We start from the raw sequence: 12,483 nt of genomic DNA on the forward strand, positions 1-12,483 counted from the left end.
AGCTTCAGAAAGCTTTCTTATTTTATAATAGTAGTTATATCTATTATTTAAAACATGCAAGTAAAGAATACCATGTATTAATTTAATGTACTAGTGTCTTGTATAGATTCGAGGTCGGCTTCGGTAATGAGGACGTCCCTAGGCTTGCTGCCTCTATTTTCAGAAATAAAGCCTTGCTTCTCCATCAGATCAATCAGGCGGGCTGCTCTGTTATAGCCAATTTTGAATCGTCTCTGCAGGCTTGAAGTGGAAGCCCCTCCCTGATCAACGACAAACTCGCATGCTTCAAAAAACAATTCATCCTCTTCCTCAACTACCTGGGCTTTTTTTAAAAGCTCTTCCTGTTCAAATAAATAGTCCGGATCGCGTTCCCTGCGTACATGTGCTACCACATCATCAATCTCTTTATCAGAAACGAATGTGCCCTGCAGGCGCACTGGCTTGGACGTTCCATTTTCAAGGAAAAGCATATCTCCGCGGCCCAGCAGTTTTTCAGCTCCGCTTATATCGATAATCGTTCTGGAATCAATCTGGGAGGATACTGAAAAAGCAATTCTGGTTGGAACATTTGCTTTAATTAATCCTGTAATTACATCTACTGATGGACGCTGGGTAGCAATAATCAGATGGATACCGCATGCCCGCGCTTTTTGGGCTATCCGGCAAATCGCCTCTTCCACATCCGCTGGAGACATCATCATTAAGTCTGCCAGCTCATCAATCACGATCACCATAAATGGCAGTTTTTCTGAGTAGCGTTTATGCTCTTCTGCCAATTCATTAAAACGGTTAATATCCCTGACCCCTGCATGTGCAAACAATTCATATCTGCGCTCCATCTCTTCGACAGCCCATTTCAAAGCAGCCGTAGCCGCTTTTACATCTGTAATGACTGGACTGACTAGATGAGGGATGCGGTTATATGGCGCAAGTTCAACCATTTTTGGATCAACCAGCAGCAGCTTCAGTTCATCAGGGCTTGCTTTGTACAGCAAGCTTACAAGGATTGTGTTAATGCAGACACTTTTACCCGAACCAGTTGCCCCAGCAATCAATCCGTGCGGCATCTTTCTTAAATCGGTTACAATCGGCTTTCCGGAGATATCAAGCCCCAATACAGCCGTTAATGGGGATTCGCTATTTTGAAACTCCGGCGTATTGATAATCTCGCTGATAAAAACAGGCCTGCTGTTTTGGTTTGGAACCTCGATACCAATTGTATGCTTACCTGGAATTGGCGCCTCAATCCGAATATCCCTTGCGGCAAGGCTTAATTTAATGTCATCTGAAAGATTCGTAATCTTATTCACCTTAACACCAGGTTCCGGCTGAACTTCAAATCTCGTAACAGATGGGCCTTGCGTTACATTGACTACCCTTGCCCTGACATTGAAATTTTTCAATGTTGAGTTTAACATTTGCTCCTGCTCATACAGCCAATCAGAAGTCTCTTCTTTGATAACAGGCGGCGTTAGCAGCGTTTTGGACGGAAATTCGTAATAAGAGATATCATCTTCCTCTTGGAGAGTATTTACTTCAGACTGCTTGTCTTCAAATGCTTGTGGTGACGGTTCTTCAGCTTGGCGCGCTGTCTTTGCATGAACATTGCTTTGATCCTCAACATGCTCTACAGCTGCAGCCGATTGCTGGAAACTTTCCACTGGGAATCTGGTAATATTACTTTTTTTTTGCTGTTCTTCTGCAGGCTTGTTCTGTGATACCGCTGGCTTAGCCACCTGTCTTTGCTGGTTTAGTTTTTTCCTGTCATTATTAAGCATGATGACGTTAAACGGAATAGTCCCTCTGTTTGAAGGCTTTTTCTCTTGTTGCCCTTCATCTGATGGTCCGGCCTGCGCCACTAAGGCGTCTTCTGTTTTTAAAGATTCAGATGAAGCGGTTCCCCGCTCCAGATCCGCACTTTCATTCTGTTCTGATGGAACGGGCTGCACAGTGTTTGCAGCTTCCTGTTCTATCTCGCTTGATGCTGAAATTGTTTCTATTATAGTGTCTTCCGGAAGATCAAATTCTTCCAGCTGTTCAGGCTTAGCTTCAATGTTTTCAGGTTCCGGCTTTTCTTTTGGGATGATTTCGTAAACTGGCAGTTCTTCTCCAAAAGCTTCTGGCTCATGTAGTACTTCTTCTGCCATCCCCGGCTTTTCCTGTATTTCTTCGATTGCTTCAGATTCCTGGTGTAGGCGTTTGCTGGTATCTGGCTTATGAGTGATTTCTTCTGTTTCGGAAGTAAGCTCTAAATCTTCTGGTTTTAATTCTGCTTCTTCTGCTTGTTCATCTTCCAGTGAAGGTTCATCCATAAAACGGTTGAAGTCCTGATCGATGCCCTCCTGGTTATGGCCGGTTTCAGTGGATTGTCCCTGCACTTCCTCTTCAAAAGTTAAGTCTGATAGGTCAGTGTCGGCTTGCACCTCGGTTTTAGGAACATTCAGTTCATCCTCAGACGATAAGGATGCATGACGATTTTCACCAATTGGATTAGAAACTTCTGCTGTAATTTCTTGCTTGTTCTCCTGTACCTTGGAAGCTGCCTCTTCTAAAAGAGCGTATTCCAGCAAATCACTTATGTTTGCCTTGGCAGAGTTTTTATTTTTCGGAGGTGTTTCAAATCTGGCCTCTTCATCGTTAATTAACCCAGGTTCGTGCTGGTCGGATATAACTTCCTGCAGTTCTGCCCCTGAGGGTTGATTAGTCTCAGAATGATGCTTTGCTTCGCCGTCTTCTTCCGGAATTTCGAACATTAAGTCAGAAGATTCGCCAATTGTATATTTGTTCACTGTCTGTTCTTCCGTTTCAGATACAGCTGCCTGTGTGTGAAAGGCCTCGATTTTATCGGAAATGGTGTCACCCTGATCTTCTTTTTTTACGTTCTCTGCAGTACCCTTCGACTTTTGCGCCGGTCTTTGCTGTATTTTGCGCATAATCTCATCATATGTAAGCTCTTTAGGTTTAAACTCATTTGTCTCAGTTTCTGATTTGTTTTTTGAAGCACCTGAATTACGTCTCTCAAACCCATAAATAGGTGACGGGATTTCTGTTGGCTGGAAAGGCCTCTTCTTGTTAGCCGCCTCTCTTTCATTCCTGGTCAGTATTTTTTCTTCCCTCGCAGCAGGAGGTGCAGGTTTTTTCTGCTGTTCACGTTCGACACTGCGCGGCTGCCGCTTTTCAGGCTTTCGTGCAGGGGCCTCTTGTTTCTCAACCGGGCGAGGGCGGGGTCTCGGCCTTCTTTTCTCCCGTTCGCCTTCACCGTCGGGAATTACCGGAAAACGGAACTGGCCTTTCGGATATTGATAAACCACCTTTGCATCAACATCTCTTGAACTTTCTCTTGAACTTTCTTTTGAACTTTTAGGCGGGTGTGCATTTTCATGCCCGCGTTCATCAGCATATTCTTCTTCTATATTTTCATATTCATCTTCATCGGTTTTGAACATATGGAAAAGTTTTTTAATCCAGCTCATTTATATCAACTCTTTCTATTTAAAACTTTATTAGTCTATCTTTCTTATTTTATCAGGTATTCACCGTTTTTGAATAATAAATGCGAGAATGAGTCCATTTAAAGGCAGAATGGGTAAATTTACAAACAAACTCCAGGTTTAAGGCATACTTTCGACTCAATACCTGATGAAAGGTTCACAGGAATTGCTATCAGACTTATTACCCAGGGCAATTATCGCGATTCGTTGATACATTGCTATTTTTCGTTGAGATCTCAAAAAAGAGACTCCACCAAATAATCAAAAGAAGGAAATTCACCGTTTATCCAAAATTTTAATTTAGAAAAATGAAAAAGGAGTGATATTTTGATTGTAAAAGAACGTTCAACACCGATAAAAATTACATATTTGGAGGCATTATTAAGAAGGCTTCCCTATGACCATCCTAAGCGGTCCCGGATTGAAGAAGATTTATTTAAAAGACGCGGAGGCTACCGAGGTGAAAAAGCTTTAGATCAATTTTTCTGGGGTGCCTCGTGAGAAATGCAGCTGTCTATCCATTAAGCGCAAACATGCCACTTGGATTCACACCTAATGCAGCCATCAAAATAAAAATGCTCATATAGAAGTTATAGACGACTATTTCTCTCTAGTACACCCTTGCATCTCTAATCGTGACCTGTAAGGGTTTTAAAACTTTCCAGCCACCAAACGGCTACCCGTCTTTTAGCCAGCTTAAACCTGGATTCCGTTGGTTCCAATAAGGGCGAGAGATACTTTAAAAAATGGCTCTGTTAAATTAGCCTGTTGATTTCAGCACGAGGCACTCCCTTTCTGCGGGCGGTCACACGCTCCTCGTCGCTTTGCTCCTGCGGGGTCTCCCTTCGATCCGCACCCCCGCAGGACGTTGAATAAGCATCCTCGAATAAACACCGCACGAAGGAAATGCGAATGCATTTTCGAGGAGCTCGTGCCTTCGGGCTCCAATCAAAAGGGTGTTAAAAAACAACAATAAGCTTTAACAGAGCCTAAAAAATAAAAAAGGACCACATTAGTGTGATCCTTCATCAACTATTTCTTTTTATTTTTACCCAAGATGAAAATCGGCTCAAATTCTCCGCCCTCATATAAAAATGATAAGGAGGTGATAGGCACCCGGCCGCTTGCGAAGAAGCTCATTGTCATCTGGGCTAGGATATCATAGCCGGTTTCATTTTTAATATCGGCAATAATCAAAACGTCCTGATGCGGAACTGCTACTGCCATGGATCCCTCCATTTTCCGCTCCATCTCTTTTATAAAAGCCTCGTTCAGAATCCGGCTGGCATCATAGCCATCATTTTTATTTAAAAAATAAAAAGTATTGCCGGCAACGGTATCCGCCTTCATATCTGTTGGCAGAGACCGAACATTAAATAACGCCGTTTCTTTAATTCTCTCCGGAACCCACCCTTCTTTCTCCATAATCTGTTTGTCGATGAGGCGATAGGTTCTCCCCAGATCAAGCGCATAATAAATTCGTGTTTCAGCTGTGTGGTCATCCGTTAAGAAAGGAACACCTTCCTGTGATTCACTTGGGAATGAGGTGGAGCGTATCACGGGAAAAATGTTTTTTTCATGCCCTGACAAGCGGGCGTCTTCCACCATCGCTTCTAGGCCTTCCTCCACATAATAAACGACTTCGTCAATGGCCTTTTCTTTTTGTTCCTGCCACTTGGCAATGATGCCTGGAAGCGAAATGGTAATTCCTTTGCCTGTCTCTTTATTTTCAATGCGAAGCTGATCCTTCTCCCTGTCAAAGGAGAAAATACGATTTTCCTTTGCTAACCGCTTTTCCAATTCGTTCTTCATTTTCTTGCTATCCATTTTCATATATAAGCCCCTCCTTATGGGGATTGATTGCGATTAACATTTTACACTAAAAAACCCTCCTTCTCAAAAGAGACGCAAGAGGGTTTAAAACAATCCTATTTTTCAAGTGTTTCAATAAAGTTCTCAATTTCTTCCTGTGTTTTTCTTTCCTTGCTGACAAAGCGCCCAAGTTCCTGGCCATCCTTGAAGCCGATAAAGCTTGGAATGCCGAATATATCGAGCTCAATGCAGAGATCAATAAATTGATCACGATCTACATAGATAAAATTATAATCATTATATTTTGCTTCAATTTCAGGTAAGACCGGTTCAATAACCCGGCAATCCGGGCACCAATCAGCTGAAAACATGAATATATGTTTTCCGCTGACGCGCATTTCGTTAAATTGTTCTGCTGATTCTAATTTTTTCATTTCTTTTCTCCCCCTGTATTAATCTTCATATCTCCGTATTGAATCCAACCCTTTTTCCTCATATATTCAGATAATATCAGGCTAATAAGAGCTGGTCCAATAAAATGCAATGCGATTACCTTCATCCAAATGTCCGAACCAAACCCCATCGTTGTAAAAGTCATAATCTGTCCAACGAGCCCGCTTGTTCCCATGCCTGCTCCGGCAGCGTTATTTTCCATCAGCCAAAGGGTCGTTCCAAAAGGTGCCAGGATCGCTCCTGCCAGAGTTGGCGGAATGAGAATCCACGGATTTCTAATAATATTGGCTACCTGCAGCATGGATGTTCCGATACCTAGGGCTATAAATCCGCCAACTTTATTTTCCCTGAAACTGCTGACCGCGAATCCGACCATTTGGGCCGCACAGCCGATCGTTGCGGCCCCGGCGGCAAGTCCATGCAGATCCAGCATGAGCGCAATTGCAGCTGAAGAAATTGGAGCAGTCAAAGCAAGCCCCATTAATACAGCTACAATGATGCCCATAATAATAGGCCTTTGCTCCGTCCCCCACATAATCAGGCTGCCAAAGCTTTTCATTCCGTAATCAATTCCAGGTCCAATCAAAGTTGCCACAATATAACCAACAGCAATCGTAACAAGCGGTGTAGCAATAATATCAACTTTCGTTTCTTTGCTGACCAGCTTTCCAATTTCCGTTGAAATAAGTGCTGCCACAAAGCTTCCTGCTGGTCCCCCAAGTGCTGCCCCGGCTGCCCCGCTGGCAATCGCTGAAAATATAACAAGCGGAGGCGCGTTCAATCCGTATGCGACCGCGACTCCGATGGCAGGACCCATAAGCCCCATAGCCAATACGCCCATCTCTGTAAGAAATTCATATCGTAATTGGTCCCCGATTGTTTTAATGATCAACCCAATGATCAATGAAGCAAATAACCCCAGTGCCATACTGCTTAATGCATCAATAAAATATACCTTGGCTGAAAGGGTAACCCCTTTTCTATCAAGAAAGGCTCTCATCATTATCCCCCTATGTATACGTTTTACAACTATAAAGATAACACATGTCAAGACACTTGTTATACATATTTTAATCGTAATGTTATTCTTCTTTTCCGGAGGACATTCTATGATACTTTACCTTTTTTTATTTAAAATTAATCTAATACAGATATCCAAAATAAAAAACGAAGGGCAATGCCCTTCGTTTTAGTTCTTTACCTTGACGGAGTTGACAATCTCCATCATGGTAGCGGCGTCAGATGATAAATGCTTGGTTTTGGATTGAGTGGATATTTTTACGCCGCCAATTCCGACGATCAGTTCATTTTCGTCTTTATTATCGCTGTTGATCAACAGAAATCCCCTATGTCCATCTTTAGTATAGGTTTCATTAATATCATATTTCTTTTTCTGCTGGACTGTTGCATCGTAGACAACTTTGCTGTCCGGGCCTTCATGAGGATTGTAAAAAAGAATATACGTTTTTGATCCGTTTTTTAAAATGATATTATTAGGGCTTTCCTCTTTTACTTCCACCCCGAAAGGCAAATAATATTCTATATCTTCGTTCTTATGATTGGTCTTTTCAGATGTTTTGTTGAATGCTTCCTCTGCAGCATTCTTTGCGGCTTTTTGCTCTTCTTCTAATGATGCTGAACAAGCACTGAGCAGTAAAAATGAAATTACTAAGAGCAAGGCTGCGGTGAATCTTTTATTCATACTAAAGTCCCCCCTTGCCAGGAAATCTATCATCCTTACTTATCATACATTTCTTCTTAATAGTCTGACAACCCTTCATGTTGCAAATGACAGCCTTTTCAGTGCGTTACTTCTTAGAAGAAATGTTAAAATATAAGAATCATGCATAAAGGAGGAAAAATGATGGAAATAACCGTATATTTAGCGGGTGAAATTCACTCCAATTGGCGCGGTGAATTAAAAGAGAAAGCAAAATCACTTCAGCTTCCCATTCATTTTACAGGGCCAATGGAGAACCATGACCGTTCTGACATGATCGGAGAGGAGATCCTCGGGAAACAGCCTGATGCCATTTTCAGGGATGAAGCGGCTTCAAGCATCAATAATTTAAGAACGCAGCTTCTTATGAAGAAATCTGATCTTGTGATTGCTTTGTTCGGAGAAAAGTATAAACAGTGGAATACCGCTATGGATGCGAGCGCAGCTGTCACTCTTGGAAAGCCGCTGATCCTGATCCGCCCAAAGGAGCTTCATCATCCACTAAAGGAACTTTCAAGCAAAGCCAATGTTACTGTTGAAACGGTAAACCAGGCTTTAAAAGTATTATCCTATATTTTTGAAACTGAATAAGAAAAAATGGGGTTAGCCATCAGGCTACCCCATTTTTCTATACTCATATTGTCCAATGAGCAAGTTCATTACATGCGAGAACATTTCTGCTCGATTTACCTGCCCATTCGTAAAAATCCCGACCGCCCCTTCATTTTTTCGGACATTTACTTTTTTTGCGTAATCATCCATAACCGGGCCTAGCTCTTCACCAGCAAACAGTCTTGCGGAAACTTCTTCCGGAAGTGGAATCCTTGCTCCTCCGCCGATAATAGGATTCTTGCCTTCCTCTGCCAGTGCACCCCAGTTGCATAGGAATAGGCCGTACTCTGTTTTCTGCACACCGCCTTCCAAGCCAATGCCGATTTGGCCGCCAGATATTTCAAGCGCTCCATACGCTCTGTTGATTGCACCCTTGATGGTTTCTTCATCAGAAAAAGGCTGGTCGCTTACACCTGATGGCACATTTTTCGAAATGATTTCTGCTTCATAATCGCTAAAAGCTGTTTGAACCGCCATGATTTTGGCGGGATTTTTTGAACCAATGATGATTTTCATAATATGCTCCTTTCCGGAAATGCGCAAGCGCCTTAACCGAGGAACGCAGACTAAAAACGCCACGTCCTCCCAAAAGCTCACGCTATTGGTCGTGCGATGAGTATGCTGACGTAGCGTTTCCTGTGGAGCTAGTCAGTTCCCAAAGTTCAAATTTATATTTTCTATATCAATGGAAAAAGAGACAGCATGGGCTGTCTCTAAAAAAATTAACTGTTTTGGCGAATCGTTTCCACAGTAGATCGGTCACATGATTTAACAAGCTTTACAAGCAGCTCTTTTGCTGCAGCATAATCATCCACATGCACCATGGAAGCATGGGTGTGGATATAACGGGAGCAAATGCCGATAACTGCACTTGGGACACCTTCATTGGAAATGTGAACCTTGCCTGCATCTGTTCCGCCCTGCGATACAAAATATTGATATGGGATGTTGTGTGATTCAGCTGTATCAAGAACAAACTCTCTCATTCCACGGTGAGTTACCATCGAACGATCCAGAATTCGGAGAAGGGCTCCCTTGCCCAAATGGCCGAATTCATTTTTGTCACCGGTCATGTCGTTGGCAGGGCTCGCATCCAAAGCAAAGAAAATATCAGGGTTAATCATATTCGCCGCTGTCTGTGCACCTCTTAAGCCTACTTCTTCCTGCACAGTCGCTCCGGAGTAAAGGATATTTGGCAGCGTTTCAGCTTTTACTTCCTCCAAAAGTTCAACTGCCAAACCGCAGCCATAGCGATTATCCCATGCCTTGGCCAGTATTTTCTTCTCATTTGCCATTGGCGTAAACGGACAAATCGGAAGAATTTGCTGCCCAGGCTTGATCCCGATTTTTTTCGCGTCTTCTCTGTCATCAGCACCAATATCAATCAGCATATTTTTGATTTCCATCGGCTTGCTGCGCTTTGCCTCATCCAAAAGGTGTGGAGGAATCGAACCAATAACACCCGTAATCGGGCCATTATCCGTCATGATCTGGACTCTTTGCGCAAGCAGTACCTGGCTCCACCAGCCGCCAAGCGTCTGAAAACGGATCATGCCATTATCCGTTATAGAGGTAACCATGAAACCTACTTCGTCCATATGGCCTGCCACCATAACAGTCGGGCCGTTTTCATCACCTCTTCTTACGCCAAAGATACCTCCAAGCTTATCCTGGACGACTTCATCCGTATACTGGCTTATTTGTTCGCGCATAAAATTCCGTACTAAATGTTCGTTTCCGGGTGCTCCCGGCAATTCTGTCAATGTTTTAAACAGCTGCAATGTTTTTTCGTTCATTTTTCTGCTCCTTTAACACTTGCATAGATTGGTTTGAATTATGTATATTTCTATTTTACAGAACTTTCATACGGCTTGCCACCATTTCAGACACCATACTTCGATAATCAAAATTTATCCCGTATTAACGGATAACAAGATCTCTCTTCAAAGATTCAAGAAAAAAAAATCTAAGGCAAGGGAACAATTGTCCGTAAAGGTAAACTCGCTCAACAACCATTAGCAGGGGATGGAAATTCACTTTATTGCAAAACGATATTTATTTTAGTGTTAGCCTTTTTTTGGTAAGATAGAGGTGGGTACAGTTATTCGAATTTTTCAAAAAAACTTTTTAAAGATCCGCTTTTTTTATGATCTGCTTTGGGAGGTACACTTATGAACTGGAAATCATTTATTTTAGGCGTAGGGGTTGGTTTGGCCAGCGGATACGCTGCAAGGGAACTGCTATCACAAAATGCTTCGGTTTCTCCGGAGAAAGCTTTGGCAAATGCAAAGGAAGCATTTAAACAGGAGGGGCCGATCAGCGGCTCGTGGATTCAAATGAAGGCTGAGCCCTTTGAGAAGGGGCATTTGAAATACCAGGTATATAAAGGCGGCATTTCAAGGTTTTCCGGTGAAAAAGCCGAACAGTACGAATTTATTGCCGATGCAGGGACTGGAGCTATTTTGGACGTTTTTCCGCTGCATTAAAAAATCCCCGAATGGGGATTTTTATTTGCGCTCTCTTTCCACTTTATCTGTAAAGTTTTTCCCTGTCTCATCCCATTTAACTGCGCGGTAGTATGCATCATGGTAAAAGGTGAACCAGGCATTATTTTTCAATCCGTATTCCATCCATTTTTGTTTGGCGCTGATTGAATCCATTGGATAATCATCATAAGCCAGTACCCATAATACATTTTGGTGTGCATGTGTTGGCATGATATCAGCCATATGGACAATAATTTCGTTGCCGTCTTCTATGACGAGGATGGAATGCCCGTCGCTATGGCCGCCGGTATGAACCATTTTTATAGGACCCAGCGTCCATTCCCCTTCAAAGACCTCTACCTGATTCTCGATGGCCTCCCAATTTTCTTTCCAATATGTATTTCTTGACCGAATATTCGGGTTTCTCATCTCTGCCCACTCAATAGCTGAGGCAATGATTTTGGCATTCGGGAAAACAGAAACAAATCCGCCGTCTGCAGGTTTTGTCAGACCGCATGCATGATCAAAATGAAGATGCGTCATTAGAATATAATCAATATCTTCAGGGGATAAGCCATGCTCAGCCAGATCCTGTATAATTTTAGACTCTTCAAGTGCTCCAAAGTTGCGCTTCTGTTTTTCATCCAGCTTACCATTGCCCAAACCGGACTCCACTAAAATATTTTTGCCATCAGTTTGAATAAGAATCGGATCAGACCGCAATTCGATTTGATTTTTATCATTGCATGGATATTTTTTTGACCATAATGGCTTAGGAACAACCCCAAACATCGCCCCCCCATCAAGATGTGTTACCCCGCCGCGAAGCCAGGCCAGCTTTATGTTTTGCAGTTCCAATGTTTCCATATTTCTCTCCTCCAAACCAGTGATCTTACTTTATAGTAACATTTAAGCGGTCATTTGTAGAAATATTTAAATTATTCATCGGGTTAAAAAAGCCTGCCTTATAGGCAGACTCCGCTTATCTATATTGCACCTCACATCGGTAAATGCGATTTCCTTTAGATGAAAACTTCTCTTCGTATTCAGTCATAATATTGCCTTCATAATCGCTGTTATGCAAGTCAAGGCTCACATAGGTCAGCAGCATGCCGTATCCTGAAAAGCTCATAAGAGAGGATTCGAATAAGCCCTGGTTATCAGTCTTAAAGTGAATTTCCCCTTTATCAACGAGAATATTTTCATATATTTCCAGGAAGCTTTTGTATGTCAGCCTGCGTTTTGCATGGCGTTTTTTCGGCCAAGGATCTGAGAAGTTAAGGTATACACGGTCGACCTCGCCTTTATCAAAATGCTCCCGAAGATCATTCGCATTCACATTCAGCAGCTTTACATTAGGCAGTTCTTCTTCAATGATCCGGTCAAGAGCCGTGACAATAACACTGTCAGCCAGCTCAATCCCGATGTAATTGATATCCGGATTGGCTTTTGCCATTCCTGTGATAAAACGGCCTTTGCCTGTTCCAATTTCAATATGAAGCGGCTGGTTCTTATCGAATGCTTTATTCCATTTCCCTTTATATTTTTCAGGTTCAGAAATCACGTATTGAGGATACTCGGCTAATTTATCCTTAGCCCACGGTTTATTTCGCTGTCGCATATTGACACTCCTATAAATTAATATCGTTCAAACAATATCATGCAAATTGCAGTGATGCAACTTTATTTTACAGTGCCTGTTTTCTCAAGTGATTTATTGCTCATAATAGTTTAACCAATTCGCCCTTGAACAAATAAATTACAGCAGGCGGGATGAATAAATAAAAAAAGGAATCCACAACCTAGAGGTGAATTCCTTTTTGTTTTTCCCGCATTAACGGGCAGTAAGTTCCCAAAAAAATTCAGTCGATGAATTAAAGAGCGGAAGCTAAATTCCCGCAAAAGCCCC

General features: G+C 42.4%; 11 protein-coding genes and 1 pseudogene. 3 read left to right on the top strand and 9 right to left on the bottom strand.

Annotated features, from left to right (window positions below):
- Positions 1–77 precede the first annotated feature (77 nt).
- Positions 78–3,473, bottom strand: coding sequence for a DNA translocase FtsK (locus DFO73_RS29430; RefSeq protein ID WP_258309607.1), 3,396 nt, complete (start codon positions 3,471–3,473; stop codon positions 78–80).
- A 345-nt stretch (positions 3,474–3,818) separates the two neighbouring features.
- Here DFO73_RS29430 and DFO73_RS28805 point away from each other — a divergent pair.
- Positions 3,819–3,968: pseudogene (locus DFO73_RS28805) on the top strand (nuclease-related domain-containing protein); the annotation flags it as partial.
- A 555-nt stretch (positions 3,969–4,523) separates the two neighbouring features.
- Here the strand turns inward: DFO73_RS28805 and DFO73_RS19225 are convergent.
- The 4 genes from DFO73_RS19225 to DFO73_RS19240 form a co-directional block, all read right to left on the bottom strand.
- Complete coding sequence (locus DFO73_RS19225; RefSeq protein WP_110066334.1) at positions 4,524–5,324, bottom strand: DUF1444 domain-containing protein; 801 nt, start codon at positions 5,322–5,324, stop codon at positions 4,524–4,526.
- 95 nt (positions 5,325–5,419) lie between these two features.
- A complete protein-coding gene (locus DFO73_RS19230) occupies positions 5,420–5,737 on the bottom strand; it encodes a thioredoxin family protein (protein ID WP_110066335.1) in 318 nt (105 codons plus the stop codon).
- Positions 5,734–6,756: a PTS transporter subunit IIC gene (locus tag DFO73_RS19235; protein WP_110066336.1), complete on the bottom strand. Its 1,023-nt coding sequence runs from the start codon at positions 6,754–6,756 to the stop codon at positions 5,734–5,736. The genes DFO73_RS19230 and DFO73_RS19235 overlap by 4 nt, the downstream gene beginning before the upstream one ends.
- Positions 6,757–6,945: 189 nt before the next feature.
- Positions 6,946–7,458 carry a hypothetical protein gene (locus DFO73_RS19240; RefSeq protein ID WP_110066337.1) on the bottom strand — a complete coding sequence of 171 codons (513 nt, stop codon included), beginning with the start codon at positions 7,456–7,458 and terminating at the stop codon, positions 6,946–6,948.
- A 162-nt stretch (positions 7,459–7,620) separates the two neighbouring features.
- On the opposite strand from DFO73_RS19240, the gene DFO73_RS19245 reads away from it, so the two are divergent.
- Positions 7,621–8,067 (top strand): YtoQ family protein, encoded by a 447-nt coding sequence (locus DFO73_RS19245; RefSeq protein WP_110066338.1) that lies wholly within the window; start codon positions 7,621–7,623, stop codon positions 8,065–8,067.
- Between the two features lie 24 nt (positions 8,068–8,091).
- On the opposite strand, the gene DFO73_RS19250 is transcribed toward DFO73_RS19245, so the two are convergent.
- Together DFO73_RS19250 and DFO73_RS19255 are read right to left on the bottom strand one after the other, a co-directional pair.
- A complete protein-coding gene (locus DFO73_RS19250) occupies positions 8,092–8,604 on the bottom strand; it encodes a DUF84 family protein (RefSeq protein ID WP_110066339.1) in 513 nt (170 codons plus the stop codon).
- Positions 8,605–8,810: 206 nt separating this feature from the next.
- The gene (locus tag DFO73_RS19255) at positions 8,811–9,884 is read right to left on the bottom strand and encodes a M42 family metallopeptidase (RefSeq protein ID WP_110066340.1); all 1,074 of its coding nucleotides are present in this window, start codon (positions 9,882–9,884) and stop codon (positions 8,811–8,813) included.
- Positions 9,885–10,259: 375 nt separating this feature from the next.
- Here DFO73_RS19255 and DFO73_RS19260 point away from each other — a divergent pair, with 375 nt between their 5' ends.
- Complete coding sequence (locus DFO73_RS19260; RefSeq protein ID WP_110066341.1) at positions 10,260–10,574, top strand: PepSY domain-containing protein; 315 nt, start codon at positions 10,260–10,262, stop codon at positions 10,572–10,574.
- A gap of 21 nt (positions 10,575–10,595) precedes the next feature.
- Here DFO73_RS19260 and DFO73_RS19265 read toward each other — a convergent pair whose 3' ends face one another.
- Positions 10,596–11,441 carry a YtnP family quorum-quenching lactonase gene (locus DFO73_RS19265; RefSeq protein ID WP_110066342.1) on the bottom strand — a complete coding sequence of 282 codons (846 nt, stop codon included), beginning with the start codon at positions 11,439–11,441 and terminating at the stop codon, positions 10,596–10,598.
- 115 nt (positions 11,442–11,556) lie between these two features.
- Positions 11,557–12,195, bottom strand: a complete 639-nt coding sequence (trmB, locus tag DFO73_RS19270) for a tRNA (guanosine(46)-N7)-methyltransferase TrmB (RefSeq protein WP_110066343.1) — start codon at positions 12,193–12,195, stop codon at positions 11,557–11,559.
- Positions 12,196–12,483 lie beyond the last annotated feature (288 nt).

The organism is Cytobacillus oceanisediminis, from assembly GCF_003182355.1.
In the GTDB taxonomy this organism is placed as follows: domain Bacteria; phylum Bacillota; class Bacilli; order Bacillales; family Cytobacillaceae; genus Cytobacillus; species Cytobacillus oceanisediminis_A.

Bases quoted from the DNA above. Each gene is read 5' to 3' on its own strand.
- DFO73_RS29430 (WP_258309607.1), bottom strand. From the start codon at position 3,473: ATGAGCTGGATTAAAAAACTTTTCCATATGTTCAAAACCGATGAAGAT.
- DFO73_RS19225 (WP_110066334.1), bottom strand. From the start codon at position 5,324: ATGAAAATGGATAGCAAGAAAATGAAGAACGAATTGGAAAAGCGGTTA.
- DFO73_RS19230 (WP_110066335.1), bottom strand. From the start codon at position 5,737: ATGAAAAAATTAGAATCAGCAGAACAATTTAACGAAATGCGCGTCAGC.
- DFO73_RS19235 (WP_110066336.1), bottom strand. From the start codon at position 6,756: ATGAGAGCCTTTCTTGATAGAAAAGGGGTTACCCTTTCAGCCAAGGTA.
- DFO73_RS19240 (WP_110066337.1), bottom strand. From the start codon at position 7,458: ATGAATAAAAGATTCACCGCAGCCTTGCTCTTAGTAATTTCATTTTTA.
- DFO73_RS19245 (WP_110066338.1), top strand. From the start codon at position 7,621: ATGGAAATAACCGTATATTTAGCGGGTGAAATTCACTCCAATTGGCGC.
- DFO73_RS19250 (WP_110066339.1), bottom strand. From the start codon at position 8,604: ATGAAAATCATCATTGGTTCAAAAAATCCCGCCAAAATCATGGCGGTT.
- DFO73_RS19255 (WP_110066340.1), bottom strand. From the start codon at position 9,884: ATGAACGAAAAAACATTGCAGCTGTTTAAAACATTGACAGAATTGCCG.
- DFO73_RS19260 (WP_110066341.1), top strand. From the start codon at position 10,260: ATGAACTGGAAATCATTTATTTTAGGCGTAGGGGTTGGTTTGGCCAGC.
- DFO73_RS19265 (WP_110066342.1), bottom strand. From the start codon at position 11,441: ATGGAAACATTGGAACTGCAAAACATAAAGCTGGCCTGGCTTCGCGGC.
- trmB (WP_110066343.1), bottom strand. From the start codon at position 12,195: ATGCGACAGCGAAATAAACCGTGGGCTAAGGATAAATTAGCCGAGTAT.